The organism is Flagellimonas lutaonensis, from assembly GCF_000963865.1.
GTDB lineage: Bacteria > Bacteroidota > Bacteroidia > Flavobacteriales > Flavobacteriaceae > Flagellimonas_A > Flagellimonas_A lutaonensis.
On record NZ_CP011071.1, the window covers coordinates 807,245 to 829,029 of the forward strand.

The 21,785-nt window shown below is 45.5% G+C and carries 23 protein-coding genes; 13 read left to right on the forward strand and 10 right to left on the reverse strand.

Features of this window, described 5'->3' with window-relative positions; translation table 11 throughout:
* Positions 1-18 precede the first annotated feature (18 nt).
* From VC82_RS03915 to VC82_RS03930, 4 genes are all read left to right on the forward strand, one after another.
* Positions 19-849 (forward strand): class I SAM-dependent methyltransferase, encoded by an 831-nt coding sequence (locus VC82_RS03915; protein ID WP_045803233.1) that lies wholly within the window; start codon positions 19-21, stop codon positions 847-849.
* 1 nt (position 850) lies between these two features.
* The gene (locus VC82_RS03920) at positions 851-1,171 is read left to right on the forward strand and encodes a cupin domain-containing protein (RefSeq protein WP_045801217.1); all 321 of its coding nucleotides are present in this window, start codon (positions 851-853) and stop codon (positions 1,169-1,171) included.
* A gap of 31 nt (positions 1,172-1,202) precedes the next feature.
* Positions 1,203-1,988, forward strand: a complete 786-nt coding sequence (locus VC82_RS03925) for an SDR family oxidoreductase (RefSeq protein ID WP_045801218.1) — start codon at positions 1,203-1,205, stop codon at positions 1,986-1,988.
* 98 nt (positions 1,989-2,086) lie between these two features.
* Complete coding sequence (locus VC82_RS03930; protein ID WP_045801219.1) at positions 2,087-2,461, forward strand: DoxX family protein; 375 nt, start codon at positions 2,087-2,089, stop codon at positions 2,459-2,461.
* 136 nt (positions 2,462-2,597) lie between these two features.
* On the opposite strand, the gene VC82_RS03935 is transcribed toward VC82_RS03930, so the two are convergent.
* From VC82_RS03935 to VC82_RS15390, 7 genes are all read right to left on the reverse strand, one after another.
* A complete protein-coding gene (locus VC82_RS03935) occupies positions 2,598-3,323 on the reverse strand; it encodes a LytR/AlgR family response regulator transcription factor (protein WP_045801220.1) in 726 nt (241 codons plus the stop codon).
* The gene (locus VC82_RS03940) at positions 3,320-4,378 is read right to left on the reverse strand and encodes a sensor histidine kinase (RefSeq protein ID WP_045801221.1); all 1,059 of its coding nucleotides are present in this window, start codon (positions 4,376-4,378) and stop codon (positions 3,320-3,322) included. Before VC82_RS03940 ends, VC82_RS03935 begins: the two co-directional genes overlap by 4 nt.
* 64 nt (positions 4,379-4,442) lie before the next feature.
* Positions 4,443-4,724, reverse strand: coding sequence for a hypothetical protein (locus VC82_RS03945; RefSeq protein ID WP_045801222.1), 282 nt, complete (start codon positions 4,722-4,724; stop codon positions 4,443-4,445).
* Positions 4,725-4,734: 10 nt separating this feature from the next.
* Entirely contained in the window at positions 4,735-4,920 is a 186-nt protein-coding gene (locus VC82_RS03950) for a hypothetical protein (RefSeq protein ID WP_157517975.1), read from the reverse strand.
* Between the two features lie 221 nt (positions 4,921-5,141).
* Positions 5,142-5,663 carry a DUF4136 domain-containing protein gene (locus VC82_RS03955; RefSeq protein WP_045801224.1) on the reverse strand — a complete coding sequence of 174 codons (522 nt, stop codon included), beginning with the start codon at positions 5,661-5,663 and terminating at the stop codon, positions 5,142-5,144.
* A gap of 61 nt (positions 5,664-5,724) precedes the next feature.
* Positions 5,725-6,726 (reverse strand): GTPase ObgE, encoded by a 1,002-nt coding sequence (gene obgE / locus VC82_RS03960; protein WP_045801225.1) that lies wholly within the window; start codon positions 6,724-6,726, stop codon positions 5,725-5,727.
* Positions 6,727-6,879: 153 nt separating this feature from the next.
* A complete protein-coding gene (locus VC82_RS15390; RefSeq protein WP_084598260.1) occupies positions 6,880-8,001 on the reverse strand; it encodes an adenylate kinase in 1,122 nt (373 codons plus the stop codon).
* A gap of 119 nt (positions 8,002-8,120) precedes the next feature.
* On the opposite strand from VC82_RS15390, the gene VC82_RS03970 reads away from it, so the two are divergent.
* The 3 genes from VC82_RS03970 (at position 8,121) to VC82_RS03980 (ending at position 12,078) form a co-directional block, all read left to right on the forward strand.
* Positions 8,121-9,275, forward strand: a complete 1,155-nt coding sequence (locus tag VC82_RS03970) for a 5-(carboxyamino)imidazole ribonucleotide synthase (RefSeq protein WP_045801226.1) — start codon at positions 8,121-8,123, stop codon at positions 9,273-9,275.
* 78 nt (positions 9,276-9,353) lie between these two features.
* Positions 9,354-9,848: a 5-(carboxyamino)imidazole ribonucleotide mutase gene (purE, locus tag VC82_RS03975; protein ID WP_045801227.1), complete on the forward strand. Its 495-nt coding sequence runs from the start codon at positions 9,354-9,356 to the stop codon at positions 9,846-9,848.
* A gap of 181 nt (positions 9,849-10,029) precedes the next feature.
* On the forward strand, positions 10,030-12,078 hold the full coding sequence (locus tag VC82_RS03980) for a M3 family metallopeptidase (protein WP_045801228.1): 2,049 nt from the start codon (positions 10,030-10,032) through the stop codon (positions 12,076-12,078).
* A gap of 18 nt (positions 12,079-12,096) precedes the next feature.
* On the opposite strand, the gene VC82_RS03985 is transcribed toward VC82_RS03980, so the two are convergent.
* On the reverse strand, positions 12,097-12,555 hold the full coding sequence (locus VC82_RS03985) for a COG2426 family protein (RefSeq protein ID WP_045803235.1): 459 nt from the start codon (positions 12,553-12,555) through the stop codon (positions 12,097-12,099).
* 142 nt (positions 12,556-12,697) lie between these two features.
* On the opposite strand from VC82_RS03985, the gene VC82_RS03990 reads away from it, so the two are divergent.
* Together VC82_RS03990 and VC82_RS03995 are read left to right on the forward strand one after the other, a co-directional pair.
* The gene (locus VC82_RS03990; protein ID WP_045801229.1) at positions 12,698-13,252 is read left to right on the forward strand and encodes a sigma-70 family RNA polymerase sigma factor; all 555 of its coding nucleotides are present in this window, start codon (positions 12,698-12,700) and stop codon (positions 13,250-13,252) included.
* 2 nt (positions 13,253-13,254) lie between these two features.
* Positions 13,255-13,485: a hypothetical protein gene (locus tag VC82_RS03995; protein WP_313777712.1), complete on the forward strand. Its 231-nt coding sequence runs from the start codon at positions 13,255-13,257 to the stop codon at positions 13,483-13,485.
* Here the strand turns inward: VC82_RS03995 and VC82_RS04000 are convergent.
* Positions 13,482-14,303: a UbiA prenyltransferase family protein gene (locus VC82_RS04000; protein ID WP_045801230.1), complete on the reverse strand. Its 822-nt coding sequence runs from the start codon at positions 14,301-14,303 to the stop codon at positions 13,482-13,484. The genes VC82_RS03995 and VC82_RS04000 overlap by 4 nt on opposite strands.
* A gap of 124 nt (positions 14,304-14,427) precedes the next feature.
* Here VC82_RS04000 and gcvP point away from each other — a divergent pair, with 124 nt between their 5' ends.
* The 4 genes from gcvP (at position 14,428) to VC82_RS04020 (ending at position 20,015) form a co-directional block, all read left to right on the forward strand.
* Complete coding sequence (gene gcvP, locus VC82_RS04005; protein ID WP_045801231.1) at positions 14,428-17,283, forward strand: aminomethyl-transferring glycine dehydrogenase; 2,856 nt, start codon at positions 14,428-14,430, stop codon at positions 17,281-17,283.
* 161 nt (positions 17,284-17,444) lie between these two features.
* The gene (locus tag VC82_RS04010) at positions 17,445-18,503 is read left to right on the forward strand and encodes a 3-oxoacyl-ACP synthase III family protein (protein WP_045801232.1); all 1,059 of its coding nucleotides are present in this window, start codon (positions 17,445-17,447) and stop codon (positions 18,501-18,503) included.
* On the forward strand, positions 18,504-19,028 hold the full coding sequence (locus VC82_RS04015; protein WP_045801233.1) for a class I SAM-dependent methyltransferase: 525 nt from the start codon (positions 18,504-18,506) through the stop codon (positions 19,026-19,028).
* A gap of 138 nt (positions 19,029-19,166) precedes the next feature.
* On the forward strand, positions 19,167-20,015 hold the full coding sequence (locus tag VC82_RS04020) for a glycosyltransferase family 2 protein (RefSeq protein ID WP_045801234.1): 849 nt from the start codon (positions 19,167-19,169) through the stop codon (positions 20,013-20,015).
* 38 nt (positions 20,016-20,053) lie between these two features.
* Here the strand turns inward: VC82_RS04020 and pafA are convergent, their stop codons facing one another.
* Positions 20,054-21,721: an alkaline phosphatase PafA gene (gene pafA, locus VC82_RS04025; RefSeq protein WP_045801235.1), complete on the reverse strand. Its 1,668-nt coding sequence runs from the start codon at positions 21,719-21,721 to the stop codon at positions 20,054-20,056.
* Positions 21,722-21,785: the final 64 nt, after the last annotated feature.

Here is a 21,785-nt window from a genome sequence, read left to right on the forward strand (position 1 = left end):
TTTTACTACCTTAAACCCGTGAAACAGAACATTGAAATATTTGAAACAGCCTTTGTAACTGCCGACTTTAGGGCCACAGACGTTGCCCTGAGCAAAGATCGCTATGCACATTTATGGCCGAGCGAGGGCACCAAAATATACCGCAAGGCGTATGTTGATTCCGTTTCACGGCACGAGCAGTTTGCACACTGTTTGCGCAACCGGTATTTCCTCGAGGCCATTGAGAACCTGTTCAACGAGCAAAAAATCGAGCTGCTCATCAATTTTGGGTGCGGCTTTAGCATGTACCCCTTTCTGTTGCCCAAAACCATGGCCCATATCGAAATTGACATGCCTCATTCGATAAATTACAAAAAGGAGAAAATAGCGGATTGGTGTGCATCAAAAAAACTGCCTGACAGAAACATATCCTTTCTGGAAGCCGATTTCACATCAAATTACGAACCGCAGTTACTAGAAAAAATAGCATCCATAAAGGAAAACAAACGTTCGTTCATATTTCTGGAAGGCGTGTTGTTTTTTATCGGCAGACCAGAAACTGAACGCCTTTTCAAACTCTTTTCAACGATTCAGGGCACTGACGAGTATGTCGGCAGTGTTTCGTTTCAAAAGGAAATCGAATCACGCACGGCCTTCAAAAAACTCATTCAATTCACTGAAGAACGATTGGTGGCCAACGAAAAGTTCTGCTATCAGACCGTGGAAGACCGTTATTATTTGAACTTGGACGACTATGCGATGGTCGACCACCAAAATACGTTCACGGTCGCCAATAAATATGCCCCTGCCACAATACTTGACCCCGATGAGGTATTGGACGAACATTTTTACGTCTTAAAGAAAAAATAATATGCCAAATTACAATCTAACCGATATCGAATCACGTGAGATCATGCCCGGTTATCACGGCAAAATGGTACACGCCAATAGCATGAGCTGGGTTTTTTGGGATGTAGATAAAGGTGCCGAAGTACCCGAACACCAACATGTAAATGAACAGATTATGCATGTGGTCGATGGTACGTTCGAATTTACGTTGGATGGAAAAACGGCCGTGTACCGAAAAGGCGACGTAATCGTTATTCCGCCAAACGTACCGCATGCCGGAAAGGCCCTTACCAAATGCAAGTTGATGGATGTTTTTTGCCCAGTAAGGGAGGAGTATAGATAGGTTTAGGTATTAGGTTTTAAAAAATATTGTTTTGAAAATTAGTTTGAAGGGAAAAAAAGCCCTGGTGGGCGGAAGCAGCCGCGGTATTGGCCGTGCCGTGGCCGAGCAATTGGCAGAAAGCGGTGCCGGTGTGACCCTAATGGCCAGCAGTGAAGATACCTTGAAAAAAGTGGTTGCCAACCTGCCCACAAACCAAGGCCAAGAACATTCATATTTGGTGGTTGATTTCACGGATTTTAACGCCTATAGTGAGCGAATTTCCAATTTCTTTGAAAAGAACTCTGTGGACATTTTGGTCAATAATACCCAAGGGCCAGCATCGGGAGGTGCCTTGGAGAAAACTGTGGAAGATTACCAGCAGGCCTTTGACCTGTTGTTCAAATCTGTAGTGTTTACAACCCAATTGGCAATCAAGGGCATGCAACAGAACAACTGGGGCCGCATTATCAATGTCGCCTCGGTATCCGTCAAAGAACCCCTTAACTATTTGGCACTCTCAAATTCTATTCGGGCGGCGGTGGTGACATGGGCCAAAAGTTTGGCCTTTGACATAGGCAAGAACGGAATTACCATAAACAATGTGCTCACGGGTTATTTTGATACCGATCGGATTGCCCAGCTCAATGCCAAAAAAGCCGAAAAAATGGGAATCGACACGGCAGCAGTACGTGCTGCAATGGAAGAACAAGTACCCATGAAGCGTATTGGCGACCCCAAAGAATATGGTTATTTGGCGGCGTTCTTGGCCTCTGAAAATGCCGGTTATATTACCGGCACCAATATACCCTTGGATGGTGGCCTATTGAAATCTCTTTAGCAATTACACAAATTACATTATTTCCATTAGAATACATTTTAAAATATGTAATTCATAATTTATACGTAATTTTATTGTTCACTTAACAACAATTACCTATGAATTCAAAAGTTTTTTTGGTAGTACGCATTCTATTGGGATTGATGCTACTGGTCTTCGGCCTGAACAAGTTTTTCCAATTTTTGCCAATGGGCGAAATGCCCGAAGCGGCAGGCAATTATTTTGCGGCTTTGTCGAGCACCCACACCATGACTTTGGTGGCCATTGTAGAAGTATTGGCGGGCCTCGCCCTGATACTGAATAAGTTTGGAGCCTTGATGTCTTTGATATTGATGAGTGTTTCAGTCAATGCTGTGTTGTTTCACATGGCCTTGGCCCCTGAGGGATTGCCACCCGCATTGGCCCTTTTGGTGTTGAACCTCTTGGCCTTGGTGGGCTATAAAGACAAATACAGAGACCTGCTCAAAGGGTAACGGGCACACCCCATTTATAAACGCTAAAAGGCTGCCCGATAAAGTTGTTACCCTACGGGAAAACGGTTTACCCTAAAACCCAATGGCTGAATGCAACTGCCCAAACCGACAATAGAATTGATTTTTCGGGCGGCTTTTATATGCTCATCCTATCTTTAAATTCATAGGACTGTCGACGGGAGACTTCAATTTCCTCGCCATTTTTCATCATCAACTTTAATTTGCCATTGAACCATGGCACCACCTCTTGAATAAAATTGATGTTGACGATCTGTTGCCTGTTCGCCCTAAAAAAAGAAGGTTCTGGTAATTTTTCCTCGATTTGGTTCAGCGATTTATAGAGCAGCGGTTTCTCATTACCAAAGTATACGCGGGTGTAGTTCCCCACAATTTCAAAATGGGAAATATCGCCTATCTTGACCAACCAACATTGGTCTCCCTCTTTAATAAAAATTTGGCTTCCCTCATTCAATTTTGGTTGCCCTTTCTCACTCTCGAGTCTGCCCTCAAGTTTGGCCTTGGCCTTCTCAATCGCTTGTGAAAACCGTTTTTTGTTAATGGGTTTCAAAAGATAATCAAGTGCGTTGTACTCAAAAGACTTAATGGCATATTCATCAAATGCGGTGGTAAAAATAGTGATGGGTACATCATCGAGCATTTCTAGCAGGGCAAAGCCATCTTTTTCCGGCATGTTGATGTCTAAAAACAATAGATCTGGCGCTTCTTTTTGTATTAGATCATACCCCATATCCACATTTTCGGCTTCCCCAACAAGTTCTATTTCTTGATATTCCGTGATAAGCTCTTTCAGCTCATTACGTGCCAATCGCGAATCTTCCACTATTACGGCACGGATCTTCATGGCAGGGGAATCTTTATGTCGGCGACTACTTCTTCTTTTTCTTCATAAATAGTAAAAGCGGCCTTTTCACCGTACAAGAGTTTTAGCCGCTGTTTGATGTTGCTAAGGCCCAATTCTGTTGAATTCTTAGAAATCTGCAACCTACCGGTATTCTTTACCCGAATCAAAAGTTGGTTGTGAGCTTTCTTTATTTCAAGCTCTATTTTGCCTCCTTGCTTCAAATTGGAAATACCATGCTTTGCCGCATTTTCGACCAACAATTGAATGATCATGGGCGGAATTTGAAGTGAAAGGGTATCGCTCTCGATGTTCTTTACAAATTCAAGCCTGTCCTCGAACTGTATCTTTGAAAGAGCGATGTAATTATCGACCATTTCTACCTCTTCTTCAACAGCAATGGCATTTACATCGTTCTTGGTAAGCGAATAGCGTAGCATTTCTGAAAGCTTGGTGAGCATTTCACGCGACTTCTCAACATCTTCCAACATCAACCCCCTGATATTGTTCAGGCTATTGAACATAAAATGTGGATTTATCTGGCCTTTTAGGGTATTGAGTTGGGCCTGCTTTAAGTTGGTATTGAGTTCTAACCGTTCTATTCGATTGGCGTTCATTTTCAGCAATAGCTTTACAATCAGATAGCAGACCGTCCAGACGCCGATCAAGAAAAGGGAGTTGACAATCAGTATCCAAACATTGTCGTACACCTCTAGAACATTTCTTTCAAGTTCGGTAAGCTCAGGGCCAAACTCAATATAGAGGTAGCCAAATACAAAGTTCAGAAAAGCGAACAAGGCAGAGGTGATCAGAAAAGCCCCTGATATTTTGATCAGTTCCTTTACCCCGAACGTATCAAAGAAGACATTCTTTTTAAGGTACCAACGTAATAATGAGGTTGAAAAAATACCAATAAATATTCCGGTAACCACCGAATACGTAACGAACTCGGCGCTGAACTTTTTTAAAACCAAAAAGGACACCGAGTTGATAAAGCCCCAGCCGAAAAGCTGTAGGGCCCAAAAAAGGGTATTTCTTCGTTTGTCTGAAAGATTCATATAACTGCGATGCTGCCCGAACGATGTGCGGCACTCGCCCCGGTCAAATTTCTTAATGGGTTCATTACAACCAAAGGTAGATAAGTTTTACCAATGAAAACCCAAACCCAAAGGCCAAAACCACAACTGACAGGATGACGACCATCGACTTCGTGCTGGTCGGGTTTTTAAGGATACAGCTGAGCGTTATTTTTTCCTTTTTAAAAGACAAAAACAAGACTACCGGAGCCAATAGCACCAGTAAGGTGGCAAACAGCAATTTGCCATTTTGAAACTGCGCTGCCACCAAAGAGACCAATAAGGTGGCCCCAGCAATCAAAAGCGCATTTCGTATACTTAACCGCATGGTCAATTGTTTAGAGGTTCGATTTCGCCGTTTTCTTGTCGTGCAATAACACGGTACCTGTCAAAGTAAGGCCTACATAGAGCGGAAAAAAATAGTTCGTGAGACTCATGTCTTTAAGGGCCCCAATAATCGAGAAAACGATTGCTGTTAACCCTATGGCCAATACCGTTAATTTCGTGCTGCCTAAATTCTTCATACCTGTCGTTTTAATGATTGATTTTTTGTTCTTCACCTCTTAAAATAAAACGGTGATCAAAATGTTCACTACAAATTTTACCACTGCTATCATATCGGTAGTCTTTAAAAGATTGATGCAACAAATGTAGCGTGCCAAGGCGCTAGCAGAAAGAAGATTATGACCAACGGTCATTTCTAGATACCGAACGGTAAAAAACGTTTGACCTGTTGAAACTACTATTAATTTTTAGGCGGGAATTTCGAGAAAACCTTGTTCACAATGGCCCTTAGCTTCTCTTCACGTTCGTAGGGAGAGGCTTCGTCGTTGTAACCGCTTTCAGAAACTGCCTGCCAAAAGAGCGTGTTCTTCTGAAAATCGACAAAATCGAACTGTATTCGACGTTCCAGTGCAGAACTGCCCAAGGGCACACCCACAGAAATGCCGCCCCCAACATTTCGCCCGGTACCCCCAACACCCACGCCTACCGTGTTACTGGGTGCCTTTCGATACTCTGAACTGATGATGTTGACCAAAAAATCAGGTTCTTCGGAAAGCAAAAAACCCTTTGCCTGTAAGGTTGAGTCCAAGATTTTCAACAATCGCCTTTCGTCGAGTTGGCTCAGACCTGTTTCCATATCATCGAAATAGTTGTAGGTGGAATAGTTCGAAAAATCGGTCGCCTTATCATAGTCATAGGTAACCCGCCCCCCAGCACAAGAGAACAATGCAAGCACTGCAATCAAACAAAATAACTTTTTCATAGCGGTCGATGTATCTTAAAAGTACTAAATATTCCGAAGAACACCTCATAGGGCAAATGCTTTATTCGTTCAAAAGCACCCAAAGTTTGTCTTTCAATTCTTGAAGGCCCTTTTGTGCCACCGAAGATATAAACAGGTACGGCACACCGCTAAGGTCTTTGTCCAATTCTTGACGTATTTCGTGTATCAACTCTTCGTCGAGCATATCGCTCTTTGAAATGGCCACAAGGCGTTTTTTGTGCAACAGTTCGGGGTTGTACCTTCTGAGCTCGTCCAATAAGATTTCATACTCCCTTGATATGTCGGCACTGTCGGCAGGTATCAAAAACAATAGCGTGGCATTACGCTCTATGTGCCGTAAAAAGTAATGGCCAAGGCCTTTGCCCTCGGCAGCGCCTTCAATAATACCGGGAATGTCGGCCATGACAAAACTTCTAAAGTCACGGTACTTAACAATGCCCAAATTTGGTTTGAGGGTGGTAAACTCGTAATCGGCAATTTTGGGCTTCGCCGAGGTCATCACCGATAAGAGGGTCGATTTGCCTGCATTGGGGAAACCCACTAGGCCCACATCGGCCAAAACCTTTAGTTCCAGGGTAAGCTGCTTTTCTTCTCCGGGCAGGCCTGGTTGGGCATAGCGCGGGGTCTGGTTGGTCGAAGATTTAAAGTGCCAGTTGCCACGGCCACCCAAACCGCCCTCTAGCACAATCTTTTCTTCGCCATCTTCCGTAATCTCGAAGAGCACTTGGTTGGTCTCGGTGTCGCGCACCACAGTGCCCAAGGGCACCTCAAGGTACACATCCTCGCCCTTGGCACCGGTGCTGCGCTGCTTGCCACCATGTTCACCATGGCCGGCCTTAAAATGTTTTTGAAACTTGTAATGGACCAGCGTCCACAGGTTTTTGTTGCCACGTACTATTACGTGGCCGCCACGGCCGCCATCACCGCCATCAGGGCCACCCTTGTCAACGTATTTTTCACGGCGCAAGTGGGCTGAACCTTGCCCCCCTTTGCCAGAGGCTACATGCACCTTTACATAATCGACAAAATTGCCTTCGGTCACTTTTAACGTTTACAGGTTTATTGGTTAAGGGTTTATATGTGGTTGCATAGAGAAGTGCACAAAACTTTCATTGGGATTATACGGAGATGGAACACCGCTTACAGCTGTACACTTGCTCCTTTGAACATATAAACGTCCAAAATTTATACTTCTTTAACTCTGAACCTTCAGCACCCCTTCTATCACCTCTCCCAAACGCTCGGTAATCTCAGAGATTTCCCCAATGCCATTGACAGCGTAAAACTTGCCCTGCTTTTGGTAATATTCTTTGAGTGGGGCGGTCTTTTCGTTGTATTCATCGAATCGGTTGCGAATCTTGGCCTCGTCTTGGTCGTCTGAACGGCCACTATCTTTACCGCGCTCCAACAAACGTGCCACCAATACATCGTCGTCGGCTTCCAATGCGATGGTAGCGTCAACCTTCATATCTCTCGACTCCAAAAAGTTGTCGAGCGCCTCGGCCTGGGCAACGGTACGCGGAAATCCGTCGAATATGAATCCTTCTGCATCCCCATTCTTTTCCACTTCGGCCTTGAGCATCTCAATGGTCACCTCATCGGGTACCAACTCGCCCCTATCAATATACGACTGGGCCAATTTGCCCAGCTCGGTACCGTTCTTCATATTGTAGCGGAACACATCGCCCGTAGAGATATGCTTGAGATTGTATTTTTCCTTCAAGAAACCCGCCTGTGTTCCCTTACCTGCTCCAGGCTTCCCAAAAAGCACTAGGTTAATCATATTATCTTGGTTTAGTTGATATACTTGCCTTAAATTTCTGCCCAGTTCGTTATAATCAAGCCCATAGCCCACGATAAAGCGGTTGGGTATTTCAATGCCCACATAATCGATGTTGTACTCGCCGTTGTACACTTCTGACTTGTAGAACAGCGAGGCAATCTTGAACTCTTTTACGTTCGAATTTGAAAAAAGATGCACCAGTTGTTGCAAGGTACGTCCCGTGTCTATGATATCTTCGAGAATGATCACGCTGCGCCCTTCCATATCGCCAGAAACGTCCAATAGGGTCTCAACGATACCCGTTGAGGTCAGGCCTTGGTACGAGCTCAATTTCACAAAGGTAACCTCGCAATCATACGGGTATTGCTTCAAAAAATCGGATACGAACATGAAGGCCCCGTTGAGCACGCCAACAAAAATGGGCACCTCATCTTCATAGTCACGGGCCACCTCTTCGGCCACCTTTTTGACCGCCTTTAGAATGGTAGCCTCATCCAAAAAAGGCTTGAACTGTTTATCGTGCAATTTGATCACCTGCGCTCGATTGAATTGGGTTGCCAAAGATAACATTTTAAAGACTTCTTTTTTAAGGGGTTTTCGGCACATTTTCTGAATTCGCCGTATTTTAGCAACCATTCTCTAGCAAACGATTGATGGATTACTTTTCTTCGGATTTTAAGCTCGGTATTTTGGGCGGAGGGCAACTGGGCAAGATGTTGCTCTACGAAACGCGTAAATGGGATATTTACACCAAAGTGATGGATGCCTCGCCACAAGCCCCCTGTAAGATTGCCTGCAACGAATTTGTGTTGGGCGACCTTATGGATTTTGATGCCGTACTTGCCTTTGGAAAGGATGTTGACGTATTGACCATAGAAATTGAAAATGTGAATGTCGATGCGCTTGAAAAGTTGGAAGAAGAGGGTGTCAAGGTGTACCCGCCCCCTAAAGCATTGCGTACCATTCAGAACAAGGCCCAGCAAAAACTGTTCTATGTGGACAATAACATACCGACGGCCAATTTTTCACGTTTTGCCTACGCCAGTGAAATAAAGGACAGTGTCGAAAATGGCGGATTGGAATTTCCCTTCGTGTGGAAAAGCGCCCAATTCGGTTACGACGGGCAGGGCGTAAAAATAGTGCGTAAAACGGATGACCTTGATGGGTTGCCACCGGGTGAGTGCATCACCGAAAAGATGGTCGATTTTAAGAATGAATTGGCCGTGATCGTGGCCAAGAGCAGTTCGGGCGAGGTAAAGACCTATCCCGTGGTTGAAATGGAGTTCCACCCAGAGGCCAATCAGGTAGAGTACGTCATTTGCCCTGCGAGAATCGATGAAAAGGTCGCGCAAAAGGCCCAACAGGTTGCCCTGAAGGTGTCTGAACATATTGGTCATGTCGGCCTGTTGGCCGTTGAGCTTTTTCAAACACTAGACGATACGATTTTGGTCAACGAAGTGGCTCCCCGCCCACATAATAGTGGACACTACAGTATAGAGGCCAGCTACACCAACCAATTTGAACAGCATATCAGGGCTATTTTGGGCTTGCCCTTGGGCAAGACCGATAGCAAGGTGGCCGGGGTCATGGTCAACTTGGTGGGCGCCGAAGGGCATCAAGGTGACGTGGTCTATGAAAATATCCAGGAGATTTTGGCCATGGAAGGGGTAACGCCCCATATCTATGGAAAAAAGCAGACCCGGCCTTTTCGAAAAATGGGCCATGTGACCATTGTCAATCAAAACATGGGCAAAGCCAGGGAAATGGCGCAAAAAGTCAAAGAAAAAATAAGCGTAATTTCAAAATGACAGTAACCAATCCCGATAGTTTTCGGGACCAAATTCCAATTGTTTATTTGGATTTTGGGATTTAAAATTTTGAATTTCATGAAGAAAGTAGCCGTTATCATGGGCAGCACCAGTGACCTGCCGGTCATGCAAGATGCCGTAGATGTTTTAAAAGAATTTGGCATTGAGGTCGATATCGATATTGTCTCGGCCCACCGCACTCCTGAAAAAATGGTCGATTTTGGTAAAAATGCCCATAAAAACGGTTATGCCGTCATCATTGCCGGTGCCGGTGGCGCAGCACACCTGCCGGGCATGGTTGCCTCGTTGTCTCCCCTGCCCGTAATCGGGGTGCCCGTAAAAAGCTCTAATTCCATTGATGGGTGGGATTCCGTGCTGTCCATCCTGCAGATGCCCGGGGGCGTACCGGTGGCCACGGTGGCACTGAACGGTGCCAAAAATGCAGGCATATTGGCGGCACAGATCATGGGCAGTTCAGATGCTTCCATCCAACAAAAAGTTGTTTCCTACAAAGAACGTTTGAAAGAAAAAGTCATCAAAGGAGCTGACGAAATACGAGGTACAAAGTTATAGTTACGAAGTACAAGAAGTGCAAATGAAATCTTTAACAAAGATTTTTTCCAGTAAGCTTTAAATTGTCAAAAACAGGTCGATAAAATCGGAGCACAGTCGGAACCTTTAACCTTTAACCTTTAACCTTTAACCTTTAACCTTTAACCTTTAACCTTTAACAAAGTAAGCATAACATCGTAGTATGTCTCAAACTGTCAAAAACAATCCACTGCTAGAACCTTTCGACACCGCCCCCTTTTCAAAAATCAAGAACGAGCATTTTAAACCTGCCTTTTTGCAGGCCATTGATGATGCCCGGGCAGAAGTCGAAGCCATAACGGCCAATGAAGAACCCCCGACCTTTGCGAACACCATTGAGGCCCTTGAATTTTCAGGTCAACAACTCGATCGTATCTCTAGTATCTTTTTTAACCTGAATTCGGCAGAGACCAACGATGAAATACAAAAAATCGCCCAAGAGGTTTCGCCCTTGCTCTCTGAGTTCAACAACGATATCACCCTGAACGAAGAATTGTTCAAAAGAATAAAAACAGTTTACGAACAAAGCGATGCGCTAGATCTGACGGTCGAGCAGAGAACGCTATTGGACAAAAAATACAAGAGCTTTAGCCGTAACGGCGCCAATCTTTCGAACGAGAAAAAGAAGCGCCTACGGGAAATCGATGCCGAGCTTGCCAAATTGAAATTGAAATTTGGTGAAAATGTACTTGCCGAGACCAACAAATTTGAAATGCACCTCACAGACAAATCGGATCTCGACGGACTGCCAGAAGGCGAAAAGGAAGCCGCCAGACAATTGGCAAAATCAAAAGGCAAGGAAGAAGGTTGGCTGGTAACGCTTGACTACCCAAGCTACATACCCTTTATGAAATACGCCAAGAACCGAGAATTGCGAAAAAAACTGGCACTGGCCTTTGGCAGTAGATGCTTTCATAATGACGAACTCGACAACCAAGAAAATGTGTTGAAAATAGCCCGTTTACGGCATGAGCGCGCCCAACTGCTGGGCTATGAGACCCATGCCCATTTTGTTCTTGAGGAACGTATGGCCGAGAAACCTGAAAAAGTAACCGGTTTTTTAAACGAACTGCTCGAAAAAGCCAAACCAGCCGCAACACGAGAATTTGAAGAACTGACTGCGTTTGCCAAAGAACTTGATGACATAGAACAATTACAGAAGTGGGACAGTGCCTATTACTCTGAAAAATTAAAACAGAAACTGTTTGACCTCGATGACGAAAAACTAAAGCCATACTTCAAACTTGAAAATGTTATCGAAGGGGTTTTTAAGGTGGCCGAAAAACTGTTTGGACTCAGGTTCAAGGAGGTTTTCAATGTTGACAAGTACCATGAAGAGGTCAAGACCTATGAAGTCTATGGCGAAAACGGTGAGTTCATCTCGCTTTTCTATGCCGATTTTCACCCACGCCCCGGTAAACGTGGGGGCGCATGGATGACCTCGTACAAACCCCAATATCAAAAAGATGGCCAAAATGTGCGTCCACATATTTCGAACGTCTGCAATTTTACGCGCTCTACGCCCAGTAAGCCCTCACTGTTGACCTTTAATGAGGTTACCACCCTTTTCCATGAATTTGGGCACGGTCTGCACGGTATGTTGGCCAATACCACCTACCCCAGCCTGTCGGGCACTTCGGTCTATTGGGATTTTGTGGAACTGCCCAGTCAGATAATGGAAAACTGGTGCTACGAAAAAGAGGCGTTACAACTATTTGCAACGCATTATGAGACCGGTGAACCCATTCCGATGGAATTGATACAGAAAATAAAGGAATCTGCCACCTTTCAACAGGGCATGCAGACCCTTCGCCAGTTGGGCTTCGGCTTTTTGGATATGGCATGGCACGGTGCCGACCCCACAGGGGTGAACAATGTCAAAGCCCATGAAACAAAAGCCTTTGGGGGGACACAGTTGTTTCCCGACACCCCCGAGACCTGTATGAGCACCTCCTTTTCACATATCTTTCAAGGGGGGTATTCCTCAGGTTACTACAGCTACAAATGGGCCGAGGTACTTGATGCCGATGCCTTTGCCTATTTTAAGGAAAAGGGAATATTCAACACAACCGTGGCCAACAAGTTCAAAGAACACATTCTCTCAAAAGGGGGCACTGAAAAGCCAATGGTATTGTACAAAAGGTTCCGTGGGGCCGAGCCCAAGTTAGAGGCCCTGCTTGAAAGGGCCGGATTGTTGAAAAAATCTGCTTAATACTTAGAGAAGCTGGTTTTAGCCGAAACTGTTCATCGACAGCATGGTCGCTGACCAAACAATGGCACAAGAAAGAAAAATACCCAGGGCATTTGCCCAAAAAGCTTTGTTTTTTTGCATGCCGAACAAATAGGCCGCTATACTTCCGGCATAGACACCGGTACCCGGTATGGGCAACATCACAAAAAATACAAGTCCCCAGAAACCATATTTCTGAATTTTATCCCCTGAACCTGTTTTGGCCCGCTTGGCAACAAATACCGCTGATTTTTTATAAAAACGCCAGCGCAGAAGGCCACGGTTCAATTTTTCAAGAAAAAATACCATAAAGGGAAAGACCAGAAGATTTGCCACAAAGCACACTATAAAGACCAAGTAGCTGTTAACACCGTTATAGAGCCCATACGGAATACCCACCTTTGCCTCACCAAAAGGCGAGAGGCTCCATAAAAAAGCAATAAGTACATCCAGTGCCAACAAAATAGTGGTTTTAAATTGCGAAATTATCCAAAGTGGCAGAATACACGGCAATTGAAAATCATAAATGTTACTTAAAACCATTTTTACCGAACATAGAGCAATACTGAATTCACTATTTTTACACGTTTTTCCAAACCCGATGGCAGCACATAAACTTCATCCTGAAAACTGGGTCGACCAATATGCCGACTACCTGTTCAATTATGCGGTAGCGCGGGTAAACGATGCTGAGATTGCCAAAGATCTGGTGCAGGAAACCTTTTTTGCAGGTCTAAAATCTGCCAAAAACTATAAGGGTGATGCCGCTGAACGCACATGGTTGATCGCCATACTCAAACGCAAGGTCATAGACCATTACCGAAAGATCAACTCCAAAAAGGGAAAGGCCGAGGTAAAGGTCAATTACAGTGCACAGAGCGATTCTGAGGGCGATTGGCTCGAAGAGCGGGTTGCCGACCCTTTTGGGCAAGGGGGCGATGGTGCGATCGAAAACGAAGAGTTGGGGCTGGCCATACAAGAATGTATCACCAAATTGCCAAAAAAACAGGCCCTGGTCTTCAAAATGAAAACGGTTCAGGGCATGGAAACCGAAGATATCTGTAATGAATTGGGTATAAATCCGTCAAATTTGTGGGTGATGATCCATAGAGCCAGAACGGCTTTGATGGGGTGTTTGAACGAAAATTGGTTTTAGCTATGATGATATCATGTGATGAGGCGGCCCATATTTGCAACAAAACGCAATACAAAGATGCCTCTTTATGGGAAAAGATCAAACTTAGGCTACATGTTGTGGTCTGTGCCACTTGTGCAAAATTTGCAAAGAAAAACAGGCAACTGACCAGTCTTTGCGAAAAGGCAAACCTTCATGTGCTATCGCAACCAGAGAAAGATCAGATGAAGAAAAGACTTGAAAAAGAATACTAGTACCGCCCGATAACCAATATCACCACTAACCAGAATAAGGGTATCGCCTCTACCCAAAATGCAGCGAAATACCGCGACTGCTCTTCTTTCGTTCTGTACATGGCCCAAATAAGCGCCAGAGCGACCAAAAACCTGCCCACCAATTCAAATTGGGCAACATCATCCTTTAGCAAAGTCAACAAAAAATACAGCGCGGTCAACACGTACCCGAGTTTTCTTGTCTTTTCAACCCCAAGTCTTTGTGGAACGGTCTTCATGGCAGGATGATCGTACCGCATATCACGAACCTCAAAGGGCAACATCAGCACCAAAACCATTAGAAAACGTTGCACCAACAATATAATGGCATCCCAACCAATCGCAAGGTCTGCGTCAAGTATTGGCAGCAACACGGTAAAGCCCGTCCACACCAACGCTACAACAACAATTTTCAGCACCCCCAAACTTCTCAAATTGTTCGAATTGGGCCACATTGGAAGCGCATAAAGTGCGGCCAAAACCGTTAAAACGGCAATAGCCCCCATGAGTACAAACGAAATATGGAGGGCACTATAGACCAGTATCCCGAAGCACACAAAACTGAAGCCTTGAATCAAACGGTGGTAGGGGTTCGATACGACCAAATATTTGTCTGCCTCAACCCCATACTTTACAAAATTATAGCAGACAATGGTGCTCATAAGTATAAATAGTGCCAAAAAGGAATTGCCCTGAACGCCCAAAATGTCCATGGTCACAAAATATAGGGCCCATACCGAAACGGCCACATGAACACTGGCATCCAGATAAAAATCGAACAGGGCTTTCAGGTACTTCACCCCACAAAGGTAACGGAAGTGGCTCTTGGTTAAATCCCATCAAAAAAATTGTATGCCCAGCAGCCAAATTAGGCCAATAATCATCAAATTAATGCCTAATTTTGTGCAACTTTTTTGATAGCTCATGAATACTGAAAAATTTGCCCTGCGCCATATTGGCATTCGTGAAAAAGACCTTGACAAGATGTTGGAAACAGTTGGGGTCGATTCTCTTGAACAGTTGATTTTTGAAACCATCCCAGATGATATTCGCCTCAAGCAAGACCTGAAACTGCCAAAGGCCATCAGCGAGCACGAGTTTCTAGATCATCTTCAAAAACTGGCTGCCAAGAACAAAGTATTCAAGAGTTACATCGGCTTGGGCTACCACGAGAGCATTACACCTTCGGTCATCAAGCGAAATATTTTGGAAAATCCGGGTTGGTACACAGCCTACACCCCGTACCAAGCAGAAATTGCACAGGGGAGGCTCGAGGCCCTTTTAAACTTCCAGACCATGGTCTGCGATCTAACGGGCATGGAAGTGGCCAATGCTTCCCTATTGGACGAAAGCACGGCTGCTGCCGAGGCCATGACCATGTTGTTCGACCTACGCTCGCGCCAGCAGAAAAAAGAGGGGATAGTCAAATTTTTTGTTTCCGAAGAAACCCTGCCTCAGACTTTGGCCCTATTGCAGACACGGTCGACCCCTTTGGACATCGAGTTGGTCATCGGCAATCATGAAGAGTTTGATTTTTCAGACGATTTCTTCGGGGTCCTTGTACAGTATCCCGGCAAGTATGGTCAAGTGAACGATTACGCTGAATTTGTCAATAAAGCCCAAGAAAGCAACATTAAAGTGGCCGTTGCCGCCGACATTCTAAGCCTGGTATTACTGACCCCTCCCGGGGAATGGGGCGCAGATGTAGTGGTGGGCACCACACAGCGCTTTGGCATACCATTGGGCTATGGCGGGCCACACGCTGCTTTTTTTGCTACCAAAGATACCTACAAGAGAAACATACCGGGTAGAATTATAGGTCTCACCAAAGATACCGATGGCAACCCTGCCCTTAGAATGGCACTACAGACGCGCGAACAGCATATCAAAAGAGACAAGGCCACCTCGAACATCTGCACGGCCCAAGTGCTATTGGCGGTCATGGCAGGCATGTATGCCGTATACCACGGCCCCAAGGGGCTACAATTTATTGCCAACAAAGTACACAACAATGCAAAACTGTTGTCGTCGCACTTAACGGAAATGGGCTACACGCAACAGAACACCTGTTTTTTTGATACACTTTTGATTACGGTAGACGACAACAGGGCCATCAAAGAAAAAGCTGAAAACCTCGAGATAAACTTCCATTATATTGATCGAGACAAGGTCTCAATAGCCATCAACGAGGCCACCAGCACAGCGGATTTACAAAAAATTGCGGCCTGTTTTGGCAGCACCAATGGTTTCGGAAAACCGGCAGAGGGTAAAACCCTTCAAATAATTTCGGGGCCACTACTACGGAAAATTCCTTTTCTAGAACACGAAGTCTTCAATTCGTACCATTCCGAGACCGAATTGATGCGCTACATTAAAAAATTGGAGCGGAAAGATTTGGCGTTGAACCATTCGATGATATCGTTGGGCAGCTGCACCATGAAACTGAATGCCGCCTCTGAAATGTTGCCCCTGAGTTGGAACAATTGGGCCAACCTGCACCCCTTCGTTCCTATAGAACAAGCTGAGGGGTATCAAATCATGTTAAAGGAACTTGAAGAATACCTCAACGAGATTACCGGTTTTGCCGCTACCTCGTTGCAGCCGAATTCGGGCGCCCAAGGCGAGTATGCCGGATTGATGACCATTCGGGCGTACCACGAGTCGCGGGGCGAAGGCCATCGAAACATCTGTATCATTCCTGCCTCGGCCCACGGTACCAATCCCGCTTCAGCGGTCATGGCCGGAATGAAGGTAGTGGTCACCAAAACCGACGAAAAGGGCAACATTGATGTTGCCGACCTAGAAGACAAGGTAAAACTGTATTCAGAAAACCTTGCTGCATTAATGGTCACCTACCCCTCTACCCATGGCGTTTTTGAATCTTCTATCAAGCACATTACAAAGTTGATTCACGACCATGGTGGACAGGTTTATATGGATGGGGCCAATATGAACGCCCAAGTTGGATTGACCAATCCGGCCACCATTGGTGCCGATGTGTGCCATTTGAATTTGCACAAGACCTTTGCCATACCGCATGGCGGTGGCGGACCCGGCGTGGGGCCCATCTGCGTGGCCGAACAGTTGAAGCCTTTTCTGCCTACGAATCCTGTGGTGGCCACCGGTGGTGAAAAAGGTATAACCGCAATTTCTGCAGCCCCTTGGGGCAGTGCTTTGGTATGCCTGATCTCATATGGCTATATCAAAATGTTGGGGGCCAAAGGGGTCACCGAAGCCACTAAAATTGCCATTCTCAATGCCAACTATATCAAAGAAAGGCTGAAGGGGAAATTCGATGTGCTCTACTCAGGTGAAAAGGGAAGAGCGGCCCACGAAATGATTCTTGATTGCAGGCCCTTTAAACAACATGGAATCGAGGTCACCGATATTGCAAAGAGGCTGATGGATTATGGTTTCCATGCACCCACCGTATCGTTCCCTGTGGCAGGCACCCTGATGATAGAACCTACCGAAAGTGAGAGTTTGGCCGAACTGGACAGGTTCTGCGATGCCATGCTGGCCATTCGAAATGAAATAGATAGTGTCTCGGCAGATGAACCGGACAATGTGCTAAAAAATGCACCCCACACCCTACAGATGGTCACCGCTGATGAATGGGACTACCCGTACACTAGGCAACAAGCGGCATTTCCCCTGCCATTCGTATCAGAAAACAAATTTTGGCCATCGGTGCGAAGAACAGATGAAGCCTTTGGGGATCGTAATTTGATTTGCACCTGTGCGCCGATAGAGGCCTATGCCGAAGAGGAAATGTCTTAAACCTTGCCGTATTATCGCACCATTTGGGGCATTTCTAGGCCTGTCCATCCATTTGTCAAAGCCACGGTCCAAATGGTTGAACATAGTAACCTGCAGCCCATTTCAATGGACTTTTTCACGAAAAAAGCCAATATTTGTGCTATAAACAATACCAAAAACAAATGAAAATAGGCATTACAGGTACGGGAAGTTATATTCCTCCGATTGTAACGAAAAATGACGATTTTCTTGACCACCACTTTCTCAGTGAAGATGGCAGCTCTTTTGGACATGACAATACTGTAATCATTGAAAAATTTAAATCGATAACCGGTATTGCGCAGCGTACCTACGCAAAACCAGAGCACAATACCTCCGATTTAGGTTTTTTTGCTTCGGAGAAAGCCATAAAGGATGCAAAAATTGATAAAGAAGAGCTAGACTATATCATCTTTGCCCATAATTTCGGTGACGTTTCCTACGGAAAAATACAGGGTGACACCTTGCCCAGTTTGGCGACCAGGGTAAAACACCGATTGGGCATCAAAAATCCGAGATGTGTGGCCTACGACGTATTGTTTGGTTGCCCAGGCTGGATAGAGGGCGTTATTCAAGCTCAGGCCTACATCAAGAGCGGCATGGCCAAAAAGTGTTTGGTAATCGGCGCAGAGACGCTATCAAGAGTAGTAGACCAGCACGACCGCGACAGTATGATCTATTCAGATGGTGCGGGCGCGACGATAATTGAGGCCACCACCCACAACGGCGAAATTTTGGCCCATGCCTCTGCCACCTATGCCAATGAAGAGGCCTACTACCTGTTTTTTGATAAGACCTACCATCAAGAGGGTTGTTCTGACACTCGCTACATAAAAATGCATGGTCGAAAAATATATGAATTTGCCGTAACCCATGTTCCACAAGCCTTGGCTGATTGTCTCGACAAGAGCGGTGTGGGCATTGATGAGGTAAAAAAAGTGATCATCCACCAGGCAAACGAAAAAATGGACGAGGCCATCGTAAAGCGCTTTTATCGAATTTACGGCAAAGAGATGCCCAAAGATGTTATGCCGATGATCATACAGGACACGGGTAACAACTCGGTGGCCACAGTACCCACGCTGTACGATATGATCTGCAAGGGAGCGTTGCCAGAACATAGGCTCAGTAAAGGTGATGTTGTTATATTTGCCAGTGTTGGTGCGGGCATGAACATCAATGCCATTGTATATCGATATTAAATGTACGAGAACAACTATCCGAGTAAACGCTACAGGCACACCCTCGAATTCTTAAAAAAACACATTGACCCCCAAGAGTCGATACTCGACCTTGGGGTGGCCAATCCTTTTTCTGAAATCATGAAAGCAGAAGGGTACCAAGTGGAAAACACCAAGGGAGAAGACCTTGACTTGGATTTCAACACCGTGGCCGACTCAGATGCCGAGGTGGTTACCGCATTTGAGATTTTTGAGCACATGGTGGCACCTTTCAACGTACTTCAAAAAATAAAGGCCCGAAAATTGGTCGCCAGTATTCCACTGCGGCTTTGGTTTGCCCCGGCCTATCGCAGCAAGACCGACCCATGGGACCGCCATTACCACGAATTTGAAGATTGGCAGTTCGATTGGTTGCTCGAAAAAGCCGGATGGACCATCAAAGATTCAGCCAAATGGACAAATCCGACAAAAAAGATAGGTGTCAGGCCTTTGTTGCGTCTTTTTACCCCTCGCTATTATATTGTATATGCGGAAAGAAATAACTAATTCCTCCCTGTCATTTCAAACGCAGTGAAAAATCAAAAATCGAATCAGATTTTTCAATCCCCCGAATATTCGGTGTCATTTAGAAATGACAAAAAACAAGTATTGGGATTTGTAATTTGTTTTTTGGTATTTTAGCAAATGCGAATTTGCATCATCATTCCCGCCCATAACGAAGAAAAGTACATCCGTGACTGCTTGGATTCCTTCGTCAAGCAGACACATCAGGTAGATGATCTGATCGTTGTTGATGACCATTCCACTGACAACACCTATGGCATTGCCACTGATTATGCCGAAAAACACCATTGGATCCGGGTTCTAAAACATGAATCATCAGACGAGCATGTTCCCGGAGGCAAAGTGGTACGGGCCTTCAACTACGGTCTTCAACATGCCCCTGACTTTGATATACTGGGAAAATTCGATGCTGATATCATTTTGCCAAAGAACTATTTTGAGACCATGCTCAACCATTTTCAGTCCAATTGGAAATTGGGTATGTGTGCAGGCCTCATCCATATCAAAAAAGGAAACGACTGGGTGTATGAAAACATTGCCGGCAAAAACCACATCAGGGGCCCCGTAAAACTATACCACCGGGCTTGTTTTGAGAAAATGGGTGGTCTGAGGACTGGCGTCGGCTGGGACACTGTTGACGTTCTTTTGGCCCAATATCATGGCTTTGAAACAAAGGTCGACCAAAGTCTTATGGTAAAACACCTACGACCAACGGGGCATGGTTACAGCCGAAAAAATTACCGTGCCAAAGGTGAGGCCCTTTACAAAATGCACTACGGAATCGTATTGGCCAAATTGGCAGCGCTTAAAATGGCTTGGCAGGCGCGAAGCCCCAGATTGTACCTACAGGCTGTATTCGGTTATCTAGAGGCCATGTTAAAAAAAGTGCCTCGATACGTAACGGCCGAGCAAGGTGCCTATATCCGAAAATATCGCTGGAGGGGAATTTTCGAAAAGCTCAAGCCATGAGCACATAACACCTCCACGAAAAAAGGGCAAAAAAACTATCAGTTTTTTAACGCCTCTGAAATGGGTTCGCCGGTCACCCCATTCGGAAAAGCCATCCCCAATAAAACAGAAATGGTCGGGGCAATATCGGGTATCTCGGTGCGTTCGGCAGTGTTTCCTTTTTTAATTCCCTTTCCGAAGAGCAGCAGGGGCACATGGGTGTCATAAACCATGGGAGACCCGTGTGTAGAGCCCGTGCGCGAGTACGATGCGAACCCCGGGGGCGGCACCAACAGAATATCGCCCGAGCGCTTTTGGTTCCATCCGTTCTGCAAGATATTGGGTAGACCCGAAGTGTAATTTGTGCGCCACATCTGATGCGCCGTGTACACCTTATAGACGTTGTCATAACCCAGCAGTTCCATGGCAATCTCCTCCTGTACATCATCCAAATCCATATCGAGGTTTCCGATTACCTTGTGGTCTAGAAAAACCTGGTTGTTCGATATGTCTTTTACGATATTGGTGGTACCATATCGGTACTTCAAAAATGCCTCAAAGCGCTGCTTCTGGGCATTGTTGTTCAAATACCCGGCAGGTATCTTTTGGTCGAAAAGGTAGGCCGGCACATTAATGGCCCCGTGGTCAGCCGTCAAAAAAACCGTATACTCGCCTTCGCCAACATCCTTATCAAGCGTGTTGAAGAGGCGTTCCAAATCATTGTCCAATCGCAGGTAGGTGTCCTGCACTTCCTTGCTGTTCACCCCAAAAAAGTGCCCCACATAATCGGTGCTCGAATAGCTTATGGCCAAAAAATCAGTGATGTCGTCTTTGCCCAAATCTTCACCTTCCAATGCGGCCAAGGCAAAGTCGGTGGTCATACTATTACCATAGGCCGTTATGCGAAGTAGGTTGAATTTTCCATTTTCATCCCATAATTTCGGCAGATCATGTGGAAATACGGTGCTGGTCTCTCCCTGAAACTTGCCCTCATATGAGTTGGCATCGGGGCCACTTTCCAAATATGTATTGATAGGCTTTAAAGTTGTCCATGGTTTTTTGTAGGCCTCAACGGCATCTGAACTATTGAAATCGCTCACCCATTGTGGCAGGGCATCCATATAATAGGAACTGGTTATCCAATTTCCGGTGGATCCGCCCTCAAACCAGTAGGCAGCGTTTGCGGTATGCCCCCCTGGAAGCACCGCTCCCCTATCTTTGAGGGCAACGGCTATTACCTTGCCCCTCATTTGGGTATGTAGGCGCAACTGATCGGTCATAGTGGTCGTCAACATGCGATGGGGCGACATTTTGCCGGCATCGCCACTGGTACCCACAGATTCAAAAGCGTCATCAGAGGCACAATAAACAGATTCACCCTGCACCTTGTCATACCAATTATTGCCAATAATACCATGCATTGAGGGTGTTGCACCCGTATATACAGAGGCATGGCCCGGGCCGGTACTGGTGGGCGCATAGTTAAAATGGTGGTTTTTACAGTTAAAGCCCTGGCTTACCATTCGTTTGAACCCTCCCTCGCTGTAATGGTTCCAAAAGCGAGTTAAATAATCATAGCGCATCTGGTCCACTACAATGCCCACAATCAACTTTGGAGAGGCGGTGCTATCACTTACCGGTTTCCTTTTTTTTCCATTTCGTTGAGCAATACCAACACACATACCCGCCACTAAAAAGAGGGCCATAAAAGATAGAATTCGTTTCATTTTACAAATGGTTCTGAAGTGAGCAAATCTATTTAAATATCCCTATAAATTATAGAAAGTACGG

Excerpts from the sequence above, each read along its gene's own strand:
- VC82_RS03920 (WP_045801217.1), top strand. The coding sequence starts at position 851 with ATGCCAAATTACAATCTAACCGATATCGAATCACGTGAGATCATGCCC.
- VC82_RS03930 (WP_045801219.1), top strand. The coding sequence starts at position 2,087 with ATGAATTCAAAAGTTTTTTTGGTAGTACGCATTCTATTGGGATTGATG.
- VC82_RS03935 (WP_045801220.1), bottom strand. The coding sequence starts at position 3,323 with ATGAAGATCCGTGCCGTAATAGTGGAAGATTCGCGATTGGCACGTAAT.
- VC82_RS03940 (WP_045801221.1), bottom strand. The coding sequence starts at position 4,378 with ATGAATCTTTCAGACAAACGAAGAAATACCCTTTTTTGGGCCCTACAG.
- VC82_RS03945 (WP_045801222.1), bottom strand. The coding sequence starts at position 4,724 with ATGCGGTTAAGTATACGAAATGCGCTTTTGATTGCTGGGGCCACCTTA.
- VC82_RS03950 (WP_157517975.1), bottom strand. The coding sequence starts at position 4,920 with ATGAAGAATTTAGGCAGCACGAAATTAACGGTATTGGCCATAGGGTTA.
- VC82_RS03955 (WP_045801224.1), bottom strand. The coding sequence starts at position 5,663 with ATGAAAAAGTTATTTTGTTTGATTGCAGTGCTTGCATTGTTCTCTTGT.
- VC82_RS03970 (WP_045801226.1), top strand. The coding sequence starts at position 8,121 with ATGGATTACTTTTCTTCGGATTTTAAGCTCGGTATTTTGGGCGGAGGG.
- purE (WP_045801227.1), top strand. The coding sequence starts at position 9,354 with ATGAAGAAAGTAGCCGTTATCATGGGCAGCACCAGTGACCTGCCGGTC.
- VC82_RS03980 (WP_045801228.1), top strand. The coding sequence starts at position 10,030 with ATGTCTCAAACTGTCAAAAACAATCCACTGCTAGAACCTTTCGACACC.
- VC82_RS03990 (WP_045801229.1), top strand. The coding sequence starts at position 12,698 with ATGGCAGCACATAAACTTCATCCTGAAAACTGGGTCGACCAATATGCC.
- VC82_RS03995 (WP_313777712.1), top strand. The coding sequence starts at position 13,255 with ATGATGATATCATGTGATGAGGCGGCCCATATTTGCAACAAAACGCAA.
- gcvP (WP_045801231.1), top strand. The coding sequence starts at position 14,428 with ATGAATACTGAAAAATTTGCCCTGCGCCATATTGGCATTCGTGAAAAA.
- VC82_RS04010 (WP_045801232.1), top strand. The coding sequence starts at position 17,445 with ATGAAAATAGGCATTACAGGTACGGGAAGTTATATTCCTCCGATTGTA.
- VC82_RS04015 (WP_045801233.1), top strand. The coding sequence starts at position 18,504 with ATGTACGAGAACAACTATCCGAGTAAACGCTACAGGCACACCCTCGAA.
- VC82_RS04020 (WP_045801234.1), top strand. The coding sequence starts at position 19,167 with ATGCGAATTTGCATCATCATTCCCGCCCATAACGAAGAAAAGTACATC.
- pafA (WP_045801235.1), bottom strand. The coding sequence starts at position 21,721 with ATGAAACGAATTCTATCTTTTATGGCCCTCTTTTTAGTGGCGGGTATG.